This window comes from Sinorhizobium fredii USDA 205 (assembly GCF_001461695.1).
Taxonomy (GTDB): Bacteria; Pseudomonadota; Alphaproteobacteria; order Rhizobiales; family Rhizobiaceae; genus Sinorhizobium; species Sinorhizobium fredii.
The window spans coordinates 63,660-84,023 of record NZ_AUTC01000137.1; the positions used below are offsets into that span (position 1 = coordinate 63,660).

Annotated in this window: 15 protein-coding genes and 2 pseudogenes; 11 read left to right on the top strand and 6 right to left on the bottom strand. The window is 58.8% G+C overall.

Annotated features, from left to right (window positions below; genetic code table 11):
• Window positions 1-69 precede the first annotated feature (69 nt).
• From drmB to drmD, 4 genes are all read right to left on the bottom strand, one after another.
• Window positions 70-1,977: a DUF1998 domain-containing protein gene (drmB, locus tag N181_RS15730; RefSeq protein ID WP_280938364.1), complete on the bottom strand. Its 1,908-nt coding sequence runs from the start codon at window positions 1,975-1,977 to the stop codon at window positions 70-72.
• Window positions 1,955-5,491, bottom strand: coding sequence for a DISARM system helicase DrmA (gene drmA, locus N181_RS15735; RefSeq protein WP_081319001.1), 3,537 nt, complete (start codon window positions 5,489-5,491; stop codon window positions 1,955-1,957). The genes drmB and drmA overlap by 23 nt, the downstream gene beginning before the upstream one ends.
• A gap of 98 nt (window positions 5,492-5,589) precedes the next feature.
• A complete protein-coding gene (locus N181_RS15740) occupies window positions 5,590-9,525 on the bottom strand; it encodes an Eco57I restriction-modification methylase domain-containing protein (protein ID WP_060563560.1) in 3,936 nt (1,311 codons plus the stop codon).
• A gap of 7 nt (window positions 9,526-9,532) precedes the next feature.
• Window positions 9,533-12,697 (bottom strand): DISARM system SNF2-like helicase DrmD, encoded by a 3,165-nt coding sequence (gene drmD, locus N181_RS15745; RefSeq protein WP_060563563.1) that lies wholly within the window; start codon window positions 12,695-12,697, stop codon window positions 9,533-9,535.
• 267 nt (window positions 12,698-12,964) lie between these two features.
• On the opposite strand from drmD, the gene N181_RS15750 reads away from it, so the two are divergent.
• The 3 genes from N181_RS15750 (at window position 12,965) to N181_RS15760 (ending at window position 14,953) form a co-directional block, all read left to right on the top strand.
• A complete protein-coding gene (locus N181_RS15750; protein ID WP_060563564.1) occupies window positions 12,965-13,393 on the top strand; it encodes a hypothetical protein in 429 nt (142 codons plus the stop codon).
• A gap of 233 nt (window positions 13,394-13,626) precedes the next feature.
• Window positions 13,627-14,094: a hypothetical protein gene (locus N181_RS15755; RefSeq protein WP_060563566.1), complete on the top strand. Its 468-nt coding sequence runs from the start codon at window positions 13,627-13,629 to the stop codon at window positions 14,092-14,094.
• A gap of 64 nt (window positions 14,095-14,158) precedes the next feature.
• Window positions 14,159-14,953: a hypothetical protein gene (locus tag N181_RS15760; RefSeq protein ID WP_141322135.1), complete on the top strand. Its 795-nt coding sequence runs from the start codon at window positions 14,159-14,161 to the stop codon at window positions 14,951-14,953.
• On the opposite strand, the gene ligD is transcribed toward N181_RS15760, so the two are convergent.
• Both ligD and N181_RS15770 read right to left on the bottom strand, forming a co-directional pair.
• The gene (gene ligD / locus N181_RS15765) at window positions 14,943-15,914 is read right to left on the bottom strand and encodes a non-homologous end-joining DNA ligase (protein WP_060563570.1); all 972 of its coding nucleotides are present in this window, start codon (window positions 15,912-15,914) and stop codon (window positions 14,943-14,945) included. The genes N181_RS15760 and ligD overlap by 11 nt on opposite strands.
• A gap of 32 nt (window positions 15,915-15,946) precedes the next feature.
• Complete coding sequence (locus tag N181_RS15770; protein ID WP_192936727.1) at window positions 15,947-16,273, bottom strand: sunset domain-containing protein; 327 nt, start codon at window positions 16,271-16,273, stop codon at window positions 15,947-15,949.
• 141 nt (window positions 16,274-16,414) lie between these two features.
• Between N181_RS15770 and N181_RS33180 the strand changes: the two genes are divergently transcribed.
• The 8 genes and pseudogenes from N181_RS33180 to N181_RS15795 all read left to right on the top strand — a co-directional run.
• Window positions 16,415-16,879 (top strand): hypothetical protein, encoded by a 465-nt coding sequence (locus N181_RS33180; RefSeq protein ID WP_153451703.1) that lies wholly within the window; start codon window positions 16,415-16,417, stop codon window positions 16,877-16,879.
• A 468-nt stretch (window positions 16,880-17,347) separates the two neighbouring features.
• A pseudogene (locus N181_RS34810) lies at window positions 17,348-17,476 on the top strand (hypothetical protein); the annotation flags it as partial.
• The gene (locus tag N181_RS31825; protein ID WP_081319002.1) at window positions 17,454-17,765 is read left to right on the top strand and encodes a hypothetical protein; all 312 of its coding nucleotides are present in this window, start codon (window positions 17,454-17,456) and stop codon (window positions 17,763-17,765) included. The pseudogene N181_RS34810 and the gene N181_RS31825, both read left to right, overlap by 23 nt.
• The gene (locus tag N181_RS15775; RefSeq protein WP_060563572.1) at window positions 17,731-18,384 is read left to right on the top strand and encodes an SOS response-associated peptidase; all 654 of its coding nucleotides are present in this window, start codon (window positions 17,731-17,733) and stop codon (window positions 18,382-18,384) included. Before N181_RS31825 ends, N181_RS15775 begins: the two co-directional genes overlap by 35 nt.
• Window positions 18,385-18,392: 8 nt before the next feature.
• Window positions 18,393-18,911: a thermonuclease family protein gene (locus N181_RS15780; protein ID WP_037401804.1), complete on the top strand. Its 519-nt coding sequence runs from the start codon at window positions 18,393-18,395 to the stop codon at window positions 18,909-18,911.
• Between the two features lie 413 nt (window positions 18,912-19,324).
• Window positions 19,325-19,672 carry a transposase gene (locus tag N181_RS15785; RefSeq protein WP_037448289.1) on the top strand — a complete coding sequence of 116 codons (348 nt, stop codon included), beginning with the start codon at window positions 19,325-19,327 and terminating at the stop codon, window positions 19,670-19,672.
• Window positions 19,669-20,013: an IS66 family insertion sequence element accessory protein TnpB gene (gene tnpB, locus N181_RS15790; protein ID WP_037448290.1), complete on the top strand. Its 345-nt coding sequence runs from the start codon at window positions 19,669-19,671 to the stop codon at window positions 20,011-20,013. The genes N181_RS15785 and tnpB overlap by 4 nt, the downstream gene beginning before the upstream one ends.
• Before the next feature lie 73 nt (window positions 20,014-20,086).
• Window positions 20,087-20,364, top strand: a pseudogene (locus N181_RS15795) (IS66 family transposase); the annotation flags it as partial.

Here is a 20,364-nt window from a genome sequence, read left to right on the forward strand (position 1 = left end):
GAGGATTCTCGGCTCGTCGCTGATAGCGATCGCCACCGCGGTGGAAGGCAATGCGACGAGCAGCCATCCTCAGAGGACCTCAAAACAGGCATATCGCGCGGCAACAACCGTCGGTACGAGCAATCCGCGATCAAGCCGGTTATTCCGCGCCTCGCACGAGGTTTCCGGGATAAGCAAACACGCGTGACATGCCGCCCCATGGAGATGACGATCGTCATGCTCCCCATTTGGGGAGTGCTCGGCGCAAATCGGATCGTTCGAGCAAAGCTCAAGCCGCTTCATCGCGCGCGAGAGCAACTCGCCAACTCGATGGGCCATTCCGCTCAGCCCGCCCAAGGTGCCCTGGCCACCTGCAGTCGAGGTGTAGATCAACAGGCCGAATCGATCTGCCTGACCGCTGCCGCTGGAATACACGCGCTCTTTCAGAGAGGACAAAGGATAGCCGCACTCGAGTGAGAGTTCGGACATGAACGAATGCGAGAGCGAATGGAGGGTCCAGTAAGCTGCACCTAAGTGGGAAGGTGGTCGCCCAAACTTTTCGGCCTCGCGCGCCTCGCCTTCTCTCAAGACCAGCGTACGTTCCCCTACCGCAGCGTCGCCGCGCCACCGGTTGAGGAAATCTGGATTTACGTGAAGGAAGATGCCCTCGCCGAACTGTTCGATAGCTGGAAGCCATTCGACATTTCTCGCAAGGTCAGCGCCGTCAACCGCAAGCTGGATTTCATCAAGTTCACTTTCAGCTGCCGTCGGTGGCGGCTCGAGACGAGTAAAGCCGTATAGGCAAGTGACTTCCCGCAACCGGTGAACCTTGACAACTCCAGCCAGGAAATCACTCCAAGGCTGTTTCAAGCCCAGCTCGGCGAGAGGTAGGGTCTCAGCAAAAAGATGTGACGTCGGTCCATCATGTCCGATGAAGCGAGTGCCGGAAGCCAAGATATCAAATTCCGCAATGCGCGGATTGGCTGAGGTAGTAGCTGCTTCACCAGTCTCGTCATCGAGCGCACGCAAAATCTCTTCGTTCGAAAATTCCGAGAAAGCGTCTTTCGTGTGAGGCAAGCTGCGCAGGACGTCGATGAAATTCGGTAGCGCGCGGATGGAGTCGATGGTCGGCCGATGTTCCTGAACAGTCTGGCGTACACGGTCATCGGAATTTGTCAGTGAGATCACCGTCACGGTCTGTGCAAAATAGGTGTTGGTTGCCGATCGTGGTAGGAGTCTGAGATCAATGCCGCATTCCTCGTCATGCAAGCGTTGCGGCTGCAGCCATGGACTTTCCGCGCGGCATGTCCCCAGGAACTTTGGCTTATAGAGGTCAGCCATCGTTAACATTGAGCCGCAGGTGCAGCGGACAGAGATGTCGGATGGGTCTGAGCTCACCCCCCGCTCCACCCAGTGCATTGGCTTTCGGCACGTCTGGTCACCGTTGCGATGGACCAAGAACCTCCAGCTGATGTCCTGCAGATGCCCTTTCGTGCAGGCGGCCACGAAACGGATCGGGTTTACTTCTCGGCGCTTACCCTGATCATCCCTGTAGGAAAGCTTCCCAGCCTTGGTAACAGTCAAATGGTGGAACTCGACCATTCGCCGACGCTTCTCGATAGCAGACGATGAATGATCACCGTCAGCGCCCGATGCGCTCGCGTCGTCATCTACAGTGAACCAGCTAGGAAACAGCAGAACTTCAACGCCCGGAGCTCGATCATCTCGGCGCTCTTCATCCTGCTCAGGCGGGTGGCGCAATCCCGAGAAAGTCGGACTGAGTTTGTCACCGAGCTGATCGCGAAGTAGGGCAATCAGGCGATCCTCAGCAACTGTCTTCATGTTGGGGCCGTAGCGCCAACCCTGCAGCCCCGATACGAGACAGCCTGATCCGGGAGGTCGAGCATAGCGCCTGGACCATAAGTCAGGAGCAACTGACTGAAGCTTTGCGTAATGTCTGCCATGGGTCTTCTCGCTACTCGAATACGCGTCCGTCAGGTCTTCTGATTTTTAGGAGGGCCACCGGTTCCGTGTCGCGCATCGACCGAGCTGCCACGAAGAAATTGTTTCCGCGTAAACCCAGAGTGTCTTGAAGCAGCCGTTGCACCGGCTCTGCCTTTGCGTAGACGAAGCGATCCCCGTTCTCCGTCTGCCTTTCGGCTATCGCGATCCAGGCATCGCGCAACTCATCAAGACGGGCAAGGCACCGATCGACCAGCTCCTGCTCGACATGTGCGGTGCGCATCTTGTCTTCGATGATATTGCGAACGGCGGTATAAGCAGCGGGATTGTCTCCCAATCGCGTGACGAAGTCGTTCTGACTGAGGTCCGGTTCTACATGGCGAGCCGCGGCAACGAGGGTCGCAGCCAGAGCCCTGTCCAGCGCTCTCGGGGAAAACGGCGTGACGCTCGTCGCCTCGACCGCACGGTAGAAGCTCATGTGGAAGGCGCGAAATTGCTCGTAGTGCGTTCGGTCCCGCGGCTTGTGGATGTTGAGAAGCGTAACAACAAGTCCTGGTTTGGATGCTTCGCGGCCAACACGCGAGGTCGCCTGAATATATTCAGCCGCCGTCTTCGGCTGCCCCTGCACAACCATCAAGCCCAGACGGCTGATATCCAGACCAACCGAGATCATGTTCGTGGCAAGCGCGACGTCGACAGCGTTCTTATCCGATACCGGATAGCCGAGACGCGTACGCGCTTCCGAAACCTGGTCCGTGCTGTAACGGGACGTCAGTTCCTGTACTTCCCGCAGGACACGATCAGCGAAGGGTTGGCCCGAAGGCTGCTTGCGCACTCGGCTACTGCCATAGCTGGTGAGATGGGCCCGCACCTCATCCTCGACGATACGACGTGCGCCCCCGAGCTCTCGAAGGGCATTGAAGTAGCAAAGAGCCGTCAGATAAGGATCGGCCGGATCGTTTTCTTTCCCTGTTGAGAGGGCAGCAGCGCCCGAGAGTATTGTCTGTAAGGCGCGCAGGTAAACCAGTTTCGGACCGCGTCCAGGCGATGCGATCCCCGCGTAGACGCGTGACGGAGAAACCTTGTCCACCTTGGCAAAGAAGGAATCGTGACGGCTGATGCCCGGAGGCGGGAAAATTGCGGTCTTCGAGCGTCCGAACAGGTTCTTAATCTGAGATTCGGCCCGACGAACAGTTGCCGTGGACGCGACGATCTTGGGGCCACGACGCTCACCGTTGATCTGGCGGGAAGCGAGCAAGTCGAATGCCGTCTCGTAAAGCCCGGCGATCGTGCCCAGTGGCCCGGAAATGAGATGCAATTCGTCCTGGATGATCAGGTCGATCGGGCGTAGCTCGCGCGCCATACGCGTGCCGCCGTTTTCCCCGGCACCATAGAAACCTGTATGATCCGAGCGGTCCACATTGCCGAAGAACGCGCCCGCCCTGCCTTCCCAAGGGATGTTTGCGAACTTGTCAACAGTTGCAATCATGAAAGCAGGAAGACGGCGATAAATCTCGTCGTCAACGACGACGATCGGAAGGCGGTCGACACCCGAGAATTCGCAATCCAAGTTGTCGCACCGAATATCCAGGCGCTCCGGCTTGGTCAGATGCGGATGTATCTGGAAACTGGCCTTGTTGAAGCGTTGACCACACCAGGGGCAGTTCTTCATGGGGGCCGGCGCTGGCCCGTTGCGTCCGCGATGATCGTCCAACCAGGCGACTGCAGTGCTGGGATTCTTGTTCTTGGAATCGCCGAGCGCGTTGGGAGTTGCACCTCCACCAACCCACAGACCGATTTCGATAGGCCAGGTGCCGAGGTCGGGATTGGCCTTCCGCTCCAGTTCGAGCGCGCATACAAGGCCCGCGGCGCGCTGCAACTGGTCGAGCGTCAGAAGCCGCAGTGTATAGCGCATGACAACGGAGAGCCCCGCGCCCTCCAGACCGGGATTGGCCAGGCGACGGCGCGCAATGGCGAAGGCGGCGAGACCGAGATAGGCTTCGGTCTTACCGCCGCCGGTGGGGAAGAACAGTAGATCGACGATCGGCCGATCCTCGTGACTGGGGTCAGCTAGTCCTTCGAGGTTCAGAAGAATGAAGGCGAGCTGGAACAAGCGCCAGGTTGGTGACCGTTGCTCCGCCAGCGGCTTCTTGTTGTCGGCAGCGGCACGCTGACGGTTCGAGCGCGCCATGACCTTGTTCATGATCAGGAAGGCTTCGCGGCTGGTCGGGTCGTTCACCAGCCGCGCGATTCCACCTTCGATCCGGCGGCAGGCCTCACGGATGTTCCGCAAGCATTCCTGCGCCACTTCCTGCCGACGAGCACCCCTGACCTCACTGATGACCTTGTCTTGCTCGACAGCCCATTTCGCGTATTCGATCGGCAGGGTGGATAGAGCCGCCTTCAAGCTCGTCACATCCGCCGCCGCGGCTTCAAGCTTTTCCATGCCCCGCTCGACGCCGGGGACGTCAATGTCGGCACCGAGCTTTTCGACTTCCTGGCAGGGAATGGGATTGGTGAAGGCCGTTACGATCCGGCCGTTCTCGTCCGGGGTACACCAGTCGGCGGACGTGTTGTGGCCGACAGCGAAGGAGCAGACATCGCGGTAGTGCAGGTCCGCAAGGCGTTCGTCAGGGTCGCTCGCATCGTAGGACGCGCGATCTTCGCGTGGGGCAAAGCCTTCGGGGACATGCAGTTCGAGCCGCGCCTGGAAGCAGAAGGCGATGTCGCCGAAACGACGGTAGGTTTCTGGGCGGGCATTCACCAGAAAGACGGACACGGCCAGAACATCGTCGCGGATGCCGTCAATGCCGGCGGTCTGTGCAGGGCGGACCGTGACGACAAGCTCGAGACCACCGCCAGGCACTTGGGGTGCGGCACTATTTGGCACGATGATGCGCTGCGGAACGCCCTCCTGGATCGCGGCTAGATCGATCGTCAGGCGCTCTTCGCGCGGAATCCTGCGCCAATCCAGCGAGCTTTTCGGCGGTTCCTTCGGCTGTTCACCGGCTTGCGCCGCCTTCTCTCTCTCATCCGGCAGAAACACGGCCTTGTCCAGCGGCGGCTCGGTGACGTAATCGCCCCAGGTCACGCGCGCATCGAGCGTCTTGGCCGAGCGCGGCAGAAGCAGGGTCAGGCCCAGCGAGGAGGGCACGAAGGAGCGCATGGGCGGCCGTTCGCTCGCGCCGTCATCGGCGGCGTTACCGGGGCCGGGTGCGCCCTGTTCCATGCCCTCGGCAGATCGCAAGGCGTCGAGCTGGGCTTCCGCCTTCTCTTCATCGGCAGCGCCATTGCCGAGAATCTTCTCCGCTCGCCGCTCGCGGCTATCCTTACGACGCGGCGCGAGAAAGCCGGTCAGATACCACGTGGAGGGGCTGGTGCCGGAAATAATTTCGCGATCCAGATCGGGATCAAGGTCAGGATGCGCGCCGACAAGATCGCGCCGCAACAGGTCCATCAACCGCTCGCGAACTTCGACGGCCGATACCGGCTTCGGCAATCCCGCCAACCTATCGGACAAAAGGGCTACGCCGTCCGTCTCGTCACTCATGTCCCCACCCGAATCTGCTTTGAACTCGAACCTACCAGCCTAAGATCGCAGAGCAATCCCCAGTTGCTGCAGGCTGGCTGGGGCCTAATTTTGCGTATTTACTCCCCCTCGACGTCTTCCTCATCACTCTTGGCTGAGGATTTAGGCGCAACGCCATTTCGAACTTCCTCGGCATGCCGTTCGGCATTGAGGGCCAGAAGGCGGGAAAGCACGCGATCACGACCTTCCGCATTCCAGAAATAACGGCCCTGATAGGTGTGGTCATCCTCCGTCTCTTCGGTCAGGAACTCGGGGCGCAGTTCGTCGGCGAGGTCCTGCCAGCCATAGGCGCACAATACCGCGCGATCCATTTCATCATGTAGGTCTCGAAGTTTAGACACCTCAACCTCACGATCGCTTATGGCATGGAAACGGTTGTATATTTTGGTCATTCCCTCGCCGAAAGCGACCATCAGCGCTGCTCTATCACCGTGATAACTCTCTCCGACCTGCGCCAAATTGTCGTAAGCAGCGCATTCATCTGGTAACGGGAAAGTGTCAAAACAATCGGATGGGGCATAGACAGGATCATCCTTCATTGTGGACCCAAAGAAACGAGCCCAGACCTCATGAACTCTGGATTGGAGAACAGAAAATCTGCCGAAGCCGCTTTCGACCCACACAATAACCTTATGCGAATAAACAGGTTCAGGGCTTGCGACCAGGAAACATACATGTTTGCTCGTCTGTGAGCAGACTATTATATACTTGCTTCTGCTTTGTTTAATTCTAAGGGCTTCGCTCGATCGCCGAAAAAGCCACCAGTTTCTTTCGGTTGCGTCACCTTTGCCGATACGCTCGGGGAGAACCTTATCTCTTACTATGGCCATCAAATCTGGATATCGAAGCTGCGCCTCCTCTAAAGTCAAACCTGATAGGTCGATCACCCTTCTAAACCCGGTGCAAATCGGCTCAGAATTAATTTCTTCACCGCCGATGAGAGGCCGTACGACTTCATCATAGTCTGGGTTTTTCGCGCGGAGTTCTTGGTAGACTTCGTCACCATTCGATCTCCCATCCCGGGTATGAGAGCTGTCGAATGTGAAGCCAATTCCACCAATTTCGGTACCCTTGAAAGCAATCCCGCGGTTTTGTTGCAGGACATAGGGATTCTCATCGAGATGACCGGGAACGAGGTAAGCGGAAATACGCGGCACTGACTTTCCGTCAATGTAACAGGACTTCGCCGAAACTCCTTTTATCACGTGGACTATGGATACTACGACCGCAGCACCAGCATTAGGCCATCGATATCTTCGAATAGCTCGGAAAACGGTGCCGCCGTGAGCCACAATGTGGCTTAGCCCAGAGTCACGAGTGTCCCCTTGACCGACGGTGTTCGTAGCAATGAGCCCCATCGCAGCGCCTACCCGCGCCAAAGAGAATGAACGTCTAAAAAAATGTGCCACAAGGTCGGCATTGCCATGTGCACCTGGATGCAGAGTCTGCAACCAAGAAGGATATACAGGACCAGACCCTGCACTGATCGTATTTTTGCCTGCAAAGGGCGGATTGCCGATAATGGCGTCGAACCCAGGATTCTCGCGTCCAAAGACTTCCGGGAACTCGATCTCCCAATGGAACGGCCGCCACCCCTCCTCCGTGCGAAAGGCTTTCGCTTTTTCCTCAAGCGCATCCCAACGGGGTTGAAGATGGCCGCTGATCCAGCTTTCCACCTTGGCACGCTCTGTCTCCCGGGCTTTCGCCTTATCGGCAGCGAAGAACGCTGAGATTACAGCGTCTCCCACGATCCGTGCCGGTTCCACCTCTGTCTCGACACGTCGGAAACGCGATTCCTGCACGGCGCGAGTGACGTCGTCGGGTGCGTTGCGAATGGCCTCACGTCCCTCGCGGGCACGATCCACCGCATCCTTGATCATGCCCCGGAACAGAGGCAGACCGGGTTTGGACGCGTCCCAATTGGCAGCCTCGATCTCATGACGGGTAAGGCCCACCAGGCTGTCACCGCTCTTGATCGCGTGGTCGAGGAAGGTGAACTCGTGTTCCCTCGCGAGAGTCGCCAGCCACAGCGACAGGCGAGCAAGGTCCACCGCCATCGGATTGCGATCCACACCGTAGAGGCATTTCTGGGCGACCAAGCGCCGGGCATGTAACGCCTCGTCCTCGTCGGGCGGAATGGTCGGTTTTTCCGCGCCATGCATGTTCCAGGCCTGCTCCAGCCGCGCGCCCAGTTGGCGGCAGGCTTCTACCAGGAATGCGCCGGAACCGCAGGCCGGATCGCAGACCTTCAGCGCCAGCACCGCTTCAGGCGATGCCTTCTCGCCAATCCGCTCGAAGGCGGGCTCCAGCGCATGACGCACGATCGGCTCGGTCAACGAACGCGGGGTGTAATGCGAACCCGAACGCCGACGCTCCTCGGTCGGCTGCAGATAGGGCGTACCCGCCCCGATGACGGAACCATCCGGCGAGGCTCGCAGATCGATCAGACCACCGAAGGCTTCTAGCAGCGCTGGCACATCGGACGCTTCCTTCACGCCCTTGCCCTGTTTTGCCGAGAGCTTGATGGCACGATCCTTCAGCCACTTCTGCCGATCATTCGGCTTCTGCGACAGAAGCGTGTCGAGACCGATGAAGGTTGGCAGCTTTTTTTCGTCCTTCAGCGCGGCCATCTGTTCATTCGCCCGCAAGGCGGTGAAACCCATCACGGTTTCATAGACAGAGCCGATGCTTTCGACATCGAGCGAGCGGTAGGACAGTCGCTCGCGGATTTTCTCGCCCGACATGTTGCGGGCTTCAACCGTCATCAGGCCATGCAGGATACGCAAGATACAGCCGTCGGAGATCGGCAGAACCTTGGCGTCGTTCTTTGCGCTGCCCTTGTCCCGCCCTTCCAGGAACGGGAAAACATCCGGGTCGAACAGCTTACCACCGCGCCGGGCGACCCAATCCCCACGACCTTCATGGATGATACGGAAGACCGCCAGCAGCTGTCCCCAGCCGCCACGGCGCTCGTCCATCGTATCCGGATTGAGCGCCTCGTCCGTCAGGAGTTTCGCATAGAGCGACTTGATCGAATACGCGCCTTCCCACAGCGTCTTCAGCTGCGGGTCGGACGAAGACGGAAGCAGGTCGCGGTCTTCGGCATAAAGCAGGAAGACCAGCCGCATCAGGCAGGTGAGAAGGCCCTCATAGAGATGGTGCGAGTCCGTTTCAGCGAGACGCTCGATTCGATCTGGATCGGCTCGATGGATTCCGCGAAGAAGTTCGTGCAGCGCTCCCAGTACCTGGCCTGACAGCTTTTCTGAAACCTCATTTTGCGCTTCGCGCGATTGCTTGAGAACCGGACGAAGCCGCTTGTCCGGCGCGCCAGTGAACAGGGCATTGCGGCCGAGGCAGAGCTTGAGGCCTGACAGCATCGGGCGACCTTCGACGCGACCGAGCGCCGCCAGCGGCCATGAAATCCAGCCTGCCGTTTCGCCACGCGGCGCATAGACCAGACGTAGTGTGTTCCTCGCGATCAAAACGCCGACGCCGACACCAGTTTCTCGCAGCAAGCGTTCGAGCCGCTGATGCGGGCCCGCCTCCCACTCGCTATCGCCGAATTGGCCTCGTCCATCCGGATCGAGGCTCGGGTGGATCGAGAGGAGCAACTGCGCCGGGACACCCTCTTCCGAAACATCGTTCCACAGCACCGCCATGTCCGGCGTCAGCAAAGTTTCATGCTCGGGAACGACCCGAGTCAGGTCGACGGGGACTGCAGGCCCCGATGGGCTACCGGTCACCAGACGCTGGGGCCAGCCGAGGATGCGTTCAAGGAAGCCCCAGGGGTTGCGGAGAATGAAAAACTTGTCGTCCTCACGCTTGGCATCCGGAGACAGTTCCAGCGCTTCGGCAACCGCCTCGGTATCCAGAGGCGTCTGCCGTATCGGCGTCAGTCCCTTGTCCCGGAGTACATTCGGCCCAACGACCAAACCCTCAGGCTGGAGATAATTCAGCCATTCCGTCGTTTCATCTGAACGTGCGTAGAAGTTCATGGAGTACTCAATTCGTGACGGGCCAGAGGTAGACAATACCGAGAGGTTCAAGCTGCCGCGCCTTCACCTCGTAGCCTTCCTTCACCTTCTGGGGTTCGTTATCGAGATCGTTTTGTAGGCGGACCAGCTTTTCATCCCACGAACGGCGGTCGGCTTCGAACTGCCGCAGTTCCTTCTCGGATTGCTGCCGCTGTTCCTCTGTCGAGAAGTCGAACGCAAATTGGTCAGGAGCCTTCTTCTCGCGCATCGCCTCGCGAACCTTCTGAATCTGGCGTCTGAGCAAATCGGCCATGGATTCCGCCTCGCGGCGACCATTTTCAGCAAGTTCCGACAGAGCAGTCCTTTCCGACTCCTCGGCACGTGCTTCGAGGTATGGTCGAAGATCACGGATATCGATCTCGACCGTCCTTTCCAGGCGCTCGATCACGCTTTGGATTGGCGTTCGTCCTACACGCAAAGCCTCGTCCAGCTGCGCGATGGTCGTCGCCTCGCCCGCTTCCGCGAATGGAGACAGCGGCGTCTCATCACGGCGCACATCCCGCCACCCAGCCGTGATCGGAATGATCTCCTCGTGCAGACGGCGCGCACCGGGACCGAACAGCGACAAGCGTCCGACCAAAACGACACGTGGCTGTGCGCCAGGACCGATGATGGCCGTGACCCTGCCGATATTGGAACGGAATCCCTGAGACGAGAAACGGGAGATCAGACGCTTGACCAAGCGGTGTTCCAAATGGAGCTGCACGACGTCCTGAGGCTCGGGCTCCCCCTCGTTCACGTGAGGAGGCTCGAAGACAAGCCCGCGAACTGGTGTCCTGTGTCGCCACCTCTCGCGCTCAGATGGACGTGCCGGACGACCGGGACGCAGCTCATCAAAAAGCGTTGCCCAGCTCCGGTCCTTTACGAATGCCGGATGCTGCGGATCAAGAGCCACGGCTTCGGGAACGCTGAATTGCCCGGGCGACAAAGAAGCCTGATCGTCTTTCAAGGCGATTTCGACCACCTGTCTGATATCGGCTCCGTCCACGCCAACGCGCTTGCGGGCCTGTTCGAGCAGGCGCTGCAACCGATCCTGCTCTTCCTTCAAGCGTGCGAGCCGCTTTTCCTGCTCATCTCCGAGTTCCTTCTCAGCGGTCGAGACGTTCCTGGAATCCTGAGCTTCGATCTCAGCGGAGAGACGTAGGGCATCCTCACGACGAATGCCGTCGCGCGACAGGCGCGTTTCGATGGTTTGCCGCAACACCTCGCCTGACGCGCCGAGCTCCTTCCGGATCGTCTCGGTCTTGCGTACCAACGCGTCGAGGACCCGATCTTCCTCCCTCTGGCTGTAGAAGAAGTAACTGCAGGTCACCGTTTTCGAGGGCTGGAGCTTTCGGTCTATTCGACCATTCCGCTGCTCAAGGCGAGACGGGTTCCAAGGCAGGTCGACGTGGATCAGATCGTGGCATCGGGCTTGAAGGTTCAGGCCTTCGCGGGCCGCGTCGGTACAGACCAGAATGCGAACCGACTCTTGGTCGAACGGCGCGTTGAAGGCGATCTTGATGCGGTCCCGCTCTTCGAGGCTAGTCTGCCCGGTGAATACCAGGATACGGCCGTCAACATCGATCTTGTTGCGGCTTCGCTTGAGTAGGCCTTCCTTCAATCGCTCGACAAGCCAACGGCGGGTATCGTCCCATTCCGTGAAGAGGATGAGGCGACGATCGCGCCATTGATGTGCACCATCGAGCATCTCCGCTTCTGCCCAGTCCAGGATTGCCTCGATCCGCCCATCGGGTTCGTCCTTCGCTGCACTGGAAATCGCGAGCATGCGATCGACATGGGCAACGGCGGCATTGAGGTCACCCAGTTCTGACCGAGCTTCGGCCGTCGCCAGATCGATGAGATCGTTGTCCTCAGCCAGATCGATGGTCTCGTCTACGCCACTTGCTATTTCATCCCGTTTTCGGTTGAGCGTCTTTCTATGGGTGCGCAGTGTTCGGTCGAAAGCCGCAATAGACGAAAACAGTCGCTGCTGGAGATTGGCAAACAGAAACCGGGCACGCGATCCACCATTGGAGGAGGATCGATATTCATCCAGCATGACTGCCAAGCTAAGCTCAGGTGCGTTGGTGGGCAGGTTTTCGATCTTGATCGGCTTGACGATACGCTCCGGGAATGGCTGCCCGAGCAAGCGCAAATCCTCTTTCAATCGACGAACCATAACAGGCTCGAGCTCTTTCGCCTCGACGTTGATGCCCCTTGTGAAGCGCTGAGGGTCGAGGATTTCCAGAAGCGTCGCGAACGAGTTGGAATGTCCGTTGTGGGGCGTCGCCGATAGAAACAGGCGGTGTTCGAAACGACCCGCGATCTGCCGAACTGCGCGGGTGGTTTGGCTCTCGGTCGCCCATACAGTTCCGGAGGACGGAGCCGCGTGATGGGCTTCATCCAGGATGAACAGTGATCTGGCCCGGAACTCACCAAGAAGGTCACGCAGTCCGGACATGTAAGTTTCGTCCGAAAGCACACTGTGTGAAACGAGGAACCGAGAACCGACGCTCCAGGGATTCGCCGAGAAGCCACGAGTGCGGCGAGTCTCGAGCAGGTATTCACGGTCCACGATGGTGAAATCCAGGCCGAACTTCTGTGAAAGTTCATCCTGCCACTGAAGCAGCATGGATGCCGGGGCCGCGACGACGACGATTTCGACCCGACGCCTGAGAAGAAGCTCGCGGACAATCAGCCCAGCCTCGACCGTTTTTCCAAGGCCAACGTCATCAGCGATTAAGAGATTGACGCGAGGCAGGTCCAGTGCCTTCGCCAAGGGCAGAAGCTGGTAAGCGTCCAGGCGAATACCCGCGCGAAACGGAGCCTGAAACAGTTTGCGATCCGCGGCAGATGCGGTTCGCCATTCGGTTGCCCGCAAAAAAGCACCAAGACGCTCGGGTCCCTCGAACGTTGTCTGGAACAGGGACGACCAGTCGTTCGGATCGATCACCTGTCGGTCGACCTCCGACTCGAGGTTAACCCGAAGCACTTCGCCTTGTGCGTCGTCCTCTACGGAGATCAAATCCAAGAACGGTATCGGCCCAATATTACCGCTTTGCTCAACGACCCAGCTTTTGGAGCGAACGCGTACGAACGTGCCAGGCAATAGGTCGGTGGAGGTCTGAGTAGCCGTTGTCGCGGTATCCAAGTTCTGCTCCCCATTTCGCCTATATCCAAAGCAGCCGTTCAAGCTGATTCCGAGCGGGCGATTTTTAACGCAACTTTTCCTCCTTGGCTTGAGATAACTCACGGGTGCGGAGTCTATTTTTACGCAACCATCGCAATCTCGGCGATCTCGGAGCTATCCAAGGACCGCGGAATACCCCTTCGTTGGCCGAGTCCTCAAATTCAAAGCTGCCAATTTACCTATCGTCAAAACGTCGCGGGTACGACTGCCGATAAGGGAGAACTCAGGATGTACATTGCTTACTTCGAATACGAAGACACCACATACTTTTTTGGCCACCTTTCCGGAACTGCGGTTACGCGGTTTACCCACGATGTCGAGGAGGCTCGACTAGAACTCGAAGCGTTGGCGGAACGACGGAACCGGCCGCTGGAAGGCCGTGCAGCGGCTCGGGCACCGTTCGTCCAGGGTTTCGTTCAACGGAAAATCGACATAGCAGACGATGGATCGCTGAGGTCTTTCAACTACTTTCCGGAGACACTAATTGTCCATGTCCGGAGACCCGTGCAAACGGCAGAAAATGAGCTTTACTTCGTCTTTATGCTAAGAAATCGGACCCTCGACGTGCCTGTTCCAACCCTTAAAGATGCGCTCTTCGTTGCGGAAAATGTTCACAAACTGGCAACGATCCCCGCTCATGTCTTTCAGGATGATTGATGAATGTACCTGGGGCAACGATACCTTTTTGATGCAAATTGGGTGACGTGTTACTCTCTTTAAGCAACAACGAGCGAGCTGGTAGGGGATCACGATTCTGGGAGGCGTGTCACCGCCTTCAACAACCTGAGGCGCGGGACCCGTATTACATCTAGCATTGGTTTTTTGGTCTTAGTTGCTCTAACAAACCAACGTAATGATTGCGTCTCGCAACCTCACTTCGGGAGCATATCATGCCGGAACCGCAGCCTTTCGCCATTCTCGCCCCTGTGCCTTTGGTTCACCTTGAATCCAGTACGGAAGTGCTGGCCACGGAGGCATCGGTCGCTTTCGGTTCCAACAGCTACGAGGTATTCAACAAGGTGGATGAGCTTAGGGATGGCAACCCAGTGCGCGTTCTGATCTACGCCTCTCACGAGGGTGCCGAGGCCCAACCAAGCTACATGGTGAAATGGCGGGGATGGTATGTAGGTCAGGTATGGAATGATGACGGCCGACATCCCGAAGAGAAGTTCCGTCCGCCGACCGCCCTCAGCGACACGCCTTCCTGGATGACGTTTTGGCACGTCTCCGAACTCGAGGAGATGGACAAGAAGCACTGGTTCCCGATCAGCAAGGTTCCCAAGTTCAAAGGCGGCTGGACGAAATTGAAACCCCCGCGCGGTCCGGTTCTTGTGGGGTTGCCTTCCGCATTGGAATAGGCAACCGATGAGCCGCGCTGCGAAGCAGAGATCAGATCGCGCGGTTTCCGGGAAGAGTATGCAGATGCTGACTAGACGGAAAAGACTCGGTAATCTCGGCGAGAGATTAGCGAGAGCACTGCTGCTTCAGAAAGGTTTTGAGCAAATTACAGACCTAAACGCGCGACGCCCCAATCACCCTGGCGGGGACTTCACTGCCATTCGCAATGGGATGCCATATTTCATAAGTGTGAAGGCGCGTGACAAGTATCAACAGAACGGCCGCCTAAACGGCGGCTACAACGTCTATCCGACCAAAGTGTGCAAAGCCGCAATGTCGTATCGGGCGGTTCCTGCTTGGGTGAGCATTCAGATCGATGTCGAAAACGCCCGGTACAGTGCCTATTTTGGCAGGATTGACGAGCTCAGCAATCCCAACAGCGTCTCAGTGCCAATGACACCTCGCGCTGTCATGAAATACGAGTGCCTCGCAGAAAGTTTGACTGATCCGGAAATCAAGTCTGACCTATCTAACCGGGCGGAATTTCGCCCCACGAGACAGGTGTCCGAGCCTCAAACCAGCCTTTCCAGACTTGAGAAAATCGCCACCGAGGTGCTTGGGTTTAAGCCAGGAACGAAAACGCACCGGGCGATCACGCTGTACCTTCGAACCAAAGGGGCGACGACCGAGGAGGTCAAGGCTGTTAACGATGGACCTTATCTTAACTGTCTCACGAAAGTTCGGGCGATGGGACACGAGGTCAGAAAGTCAGTTGTCACAGCGAGAAATAGACGGGCGGTGACCCGCTACAGGATTGTCCTCAAGATGGCCAAAGAGGTCGGGACATCAAACACTCCTGAGCAACCAATTAAAGATTGAACACCGACGCGTCGTCCGCCCTCTCTCTGATTCCCTTGAACGAGGGATGCCTGAGCTTTTCGTCTTCGGTCCATGCTCGATATTCGACCTCGGCGACGAGCAACGGCTTCGTGAAAACCGCGCCCTTGCGTTTGAGAGCCACAGCCGGCTCGTTGGTCACGACCTTGTCGAGCAGCTCCCGCAACCCGACCGATTCCGAGCGGGTCCAGCCTGTGCCACAACCACCAACGTATACGAGGCTGCCTCCCTTTTTCGCGGCCAACAGCAGCCGTCCGACCGCACCGGGCAGTGTTGACGGCTCGTATCCGACGATAACGAAGCTGTCGCGGCGGCTGCACGTGATCTTCTGCCACCAGTCAGTCCGGCCGGAACGATACGGTCTCTCTCGATGCTTGGCGATGATGCCTTCCAGCCCGTGCGCACAAGCAACGCGGAGAAACTCCTCGCCTTCCGCCTGAACCTCTTCCGAGAGGCGAATGGCACTTTCACGACCACCCACAATGGGCTCGAGCAGGCGTCGGCGCTCGCGTAGGGGCAGTCGGCGCAGGTCGCGGCCGTCGAGATAAAGAAGGTCGAAGGCAAATAGAATGATCTCTCCGGGCTCGTGCGCAGCCGGGCGACGCCCGAGCGCGCGCTGAAGCATACCGAAATCGGATCGCCCCTGTTCATCGAGAACGACCGCTTCGCCGTCGAGAATGCCGCTCTTCAATCCGAGTTGCAGCGCCTCACCCGCAATCGCCGGAAAGCGGGTAGTCCAGTCGTAGCCGCCACGCGTGATGAGCCGCACCCGGGTGGGCTCAATATAAATGCCGAGGCGGTATCCGTCCCATTTCACCTCGTACGCCCAGTCCGGCCCCTTCGGCGGCCTGTCCACGAGCATCGCCAAGCATGGATCGACGCGGCTCGGCATTGGGTCAGGCGGAGGCGTGTCTGACGACTTTTTCGAAGATGCTCTGGCCATTCGGCAATTAACGCGCAGGAGGGGAAATCGCCTCACCGATAGGCCTTTCGCCACCCAGCTTCACGCGCCGCCTCTTCAGAGCAGAACCAACGTTCCCCGCGTAATGGACTGACAATCGTCTCGCGATAATATTCCTGGCCGGGAACGTGAAATATCCGCTCGCCGGTAGTGCTGACATTGCCTTTGATATCGCATCCAATGCCGGACGCCATCGGCGACGTGAGCATCGCTGTGGCGAGGATAGTGATACCCGCCGCGAGAGCGACGCCGGGAATCCAGTCGGCAAGCTGACCGTTTTCAAAGCGCGGATGCGGCCGAGAAGGCCCACTTCGTTTCTTGCGCGGATCGAAGTCGACCACATTCCCCATGTTGCGCCCCCTCAAGCGGCACGATGCCGTTTATCAGCGGTTGAGTCCATTAGCCCCATGGAATGAATTGACGGGGAGCCGCGGGCCAATCACACTCGCCCAGACGTAGAACTTCGACAGATGAATCAACTCATGCAACCCAAGAAATCGATGCCTCCGAGCGGGTTCGCCAAGAGCGCGGTCCTAATCGGTATCTGCGCTCTCACTTCAGGTTGCTGGCCAGGGGAGTGCTATCCGCCTTTGCCTCCGCTATTGCGCGATTTAACGGCTGACAGCGAAGGAGAGGTATGGAGTCCTGGCTCGTGCGCCCTTCCCGAAGGCAAACAACAGGCCTATTCACCGGAGCTTACAAGTCGTTTGCAGGCGCGCTTTCCGGGCGGCAGTGATGCGGCCCCTGTAGAACGAGACCTGTTAGCCATGGGATTCAGGGTTGTTTCACCCTGTCCGAACGTTCCGAGTGATCGTCTGGCCCAGTTTCTCCAAAAAGGGTGCGCTTTCCCGATGGATGCCAGAATAACATGGCAGGTGACCGAGGACGGGAAAATTGCCGATCTCAGTGGCGACGTCTTTTACAAACCTGGCCCCGAATACCGCTGACCCCGGGCGCTGCGGCGCGGGTCCTATGCCGCCCCTCGCCGCCTGTCGCCCTCAGTCGGCGGCACGAACACGACGGTGACTGTCCGGGAGCCGCACCGCGGACATCGAAGACGGCTGGCGACCATCGACAGCGGAAAGTCTCGGCCGCGCGTGGCCACCAGCGTCAGCATGTCGAGATCATAGCTCCAGGTGCATCGGCGAACGGACTTCATTCCCTCGCGATTGCCGTACGCGCACCGCGCCTTTAGCTGCCATCCCAGGCTGAAAGCTTCACCGATTGTCTCGACCATGGCCGCCAAATAGTATAAGAACAAACAGAGAACAATGACAGCCGCGCGCAAGTTCCACAGATTTGGGCATGGTCAATGGCCGCCCGTCGGGCGGCGGTGCTTCGCGAAGAAACGTGCGATGAGTGACGAACGAATATCGGGAAACGCGCGAAGCGATGCGGTTCTTTGCATTCATTAGTGCGAGCAGCCGGGTTGCAAGAAGTGGGGCAGCTTCGGCTTCGCCGTTGGGCGCAGCGAACCGAAGTGGTTCTGCTACGAGCATCGGCCGGAGTGGAAGTCGAACGATGAGGCACGCCCGCAGCATTGATCTGGACCCCGGTAGACACGCGATCGATCCAGAAGAAGGTATCGGTCACCTGCGCCTGGCTGATTTGGAAGAAAATCAAATTCTCGGCGCGCGGTGCGCCGCCTGCGATCACAACAACTGGGTCAATCGTTGGGAGATCGCTGGCGACGCGACGCTCGACGAGTTGAGGCCCCTGCTCCGTTGCACGCGGTGCGACAACAAGGGTAACAATGGCTGGCGGCTCGGCAGGATCGACCGCGACTCGGAGTGGACGGATGTGCAATCGCTATCGTATCGAAGTCGAGTTTGACGAGCTGTGGCGGGTGGCGAGGCCACACCGCGACATGACAAACCGGGCGAACCCGACGACCGAAGTGTTTCCTGACAAGTCTGGTCCGGTGATCCGCAACAGCAGGGATGGCGAGCGCGAGCTGGTCAATCTCACCTGGGGCATGCCGTCCCCGCCGACCGTCACCAACGGCAAGCCGGACTATGGCGTCACGAATGTCCGAAACCTCGACTCCCCTCACTGGCGTCGCTGGACCGGGACCGAATATCGCTGCATCGTGCCGTGGACAGCCTTCTGCGAGTACGAGGACACGAAGCCGAAGAAAACGGCTCGGTGGTTCGCACTCGATGAAAGCCAGCCCCTCGCCCTCTTCGCTGGCATCTGGACCCCGTGGACCGGCCAGCGTGGCTCGATGAAAAACCCGCGACGCGGTGAGCACGAGCTGTTTGCGTTTCTCACGTGCGAGGCAAACGCTGTCGTCAAACCGATCCACCCGAAAGCAATGCCTGTCATCCTGAGAGAGCCTGCCGAAATCGAGCTGTGGATGAACGGAGAATGGAGTGATGCGAGAGCTCTCCAGCGACCGTTCCAGGCCGACCGGATGATGCTGCTGCCTGTCGAACAGGCCGCCCTTCTGTAGGAACCTCCATGAAGTTTTCAGATGTCCTCTGTGCCGGCGCGATTCTGCTCGTTGTCAACCTACACTGGAACGCTGCGATTGCCGCCGAGGCGATTGTCGGACGTGCCTCCGTCATCGACGGCGACACGATCGAAATCAGAGGCGAGCACATTCGCCTGCATGGCGTTGATGCGCCGGAAAGCTGGCAATCATGCAATGATGGCGACGGTGTCACCTACCGTTGTGGTAAAGAGGCAGCAATGACGCTCGACCAGTTCCTCGCGGTGTCCCGCCCTACGCGCTGCGAATTCGTCGAGAGAGATCGATATGGCCGCTTCGTGGGAATCTGCTTCCGCGCCGATGGCCGCGAGATCAATCGCTGGCTCGTCGAAAGTGGCAATGCTGTCGATTGGGCAAGATACAGCGATGGTCGCTACGCCGCGGTTCAGGCGACCGCACGGTCGAAAGGTGTTGGCCTCTGGCGCGGGAAGTTTCAGTTGCCGTGCGAAGCGCGAGCCGAACATGCGGGGCGTGAGCCGACCTGCTGAAAAACTAAGCCTTCAGACGCCGCCCTCGCGATAATATCTGTTGCTGCCAAAGCATTGGAATCGGCCACGACTTAGGATATCCTATTAGGCGAGAGGTCTTCCAATGAAGAAACTTGCAATTGTGCTAATTGCAGCAGTTATTGCCGCCTCCTCTGCTCATGGACAGGCAACCATCACCAGAGCGAGGTCAGCTGGCTTGATTGATGGGTATCGCGCTTACATAAGCCGAGACGACCTGTTTAGTTCGAGCGGAGTTCGGTTAACCCAACCTTGGCAGGTAATCCGACAAGACCGTAAGCGACAAGGTGGCCCCATCTAGCGAACCCGGTGGGCCTTCGAATATCGGTAGCGGACGTTGTGAGCTGATGTGAGCTTCTATGTCTGCGCCTAGTTCTGGAACTAAAACCTTCCATATGATCGAAGCAGTCGCCGACCGCCTTGAGGGTGCGCCGCGGCAACTTCGCCGGCGCTGGTCGGATGAGTTCAAGGCGCGGGCGGTGGCTGAGGCATTGGAGCCAGGCGCGAGCGTCTCGGCGGTCGCGCATCGGATCGGCATCCACCCGTCGCAGCTCTTTGGCTGGCGTCGTGCGGCCTTAGGCGGTCGGAGGGTTTCCGCGGAATCGGCGCGGTGCGAGGTAGTCGCGGCGCGCACTGACGAAGCGGTGATCGAGATTGTCATTGGCGACGTGATCGTGCGTGCCGGCGCTGACGTCAACGAGGCGCACTTGCAGCGGGTGATCCGAGCGGTGCGATCGGCATGATCCCCTCCGGCGTGAAGGTGTTCCTGGCCAGCCATCCGGTTGACTTCCGCAAGGGGCCAGACAGTTTGCTTTCGCTGGTGCGTGACGCCGGCAATGATCCGTTCAACGGTGCGCTTTACGTCTTCCGAGCCAAACGGGCGGACCGGGTCAAGATCGTCTGGTGGGACGGCTCCGGGGTTTGTCTCTATGCCAAGCGGCTGGAGAAGGCGCAGTTTTGCTGGCCGCGGATCGGTCACAACCGGATTCAGCTCAACCATGCGCAGCTGCTGGCACTGGTCGATGGCATGGACTGGAAGAGGGTTCGAGCTGTGCCGGTGAAGCCGCCGGAGATTGTTGGGTAAAAGCCCTGCGGCGAAGTGAATCAGCGGCCTGAAAGGGCAGGAAAACCGGAGCAAATTGTGCTCTGGTCGGCTGATGACGCCGCCCGATCTCAAACTCCCCGATGACGTAGAGACGCTGAAAGCCATGGTGCTTGCCATGGCCGAGAAGGCGGCGCGCGCCGATGCTTTGGAGAGCGAGGTCGCCGATCTCAAGGCACGAAACGCCGACGCCGATGAGCGCATTGAGCGGCTGACGCAGATCCTGAAGGCCTTTGATCGGGCCCGGTTCGGACGGCGCTCGGAAAAGCTCGGCTCACCTTCCATTGACGACGAGCAGCAGGCCTTTGTCTTCGAGGAGATCGAGACCGGCAT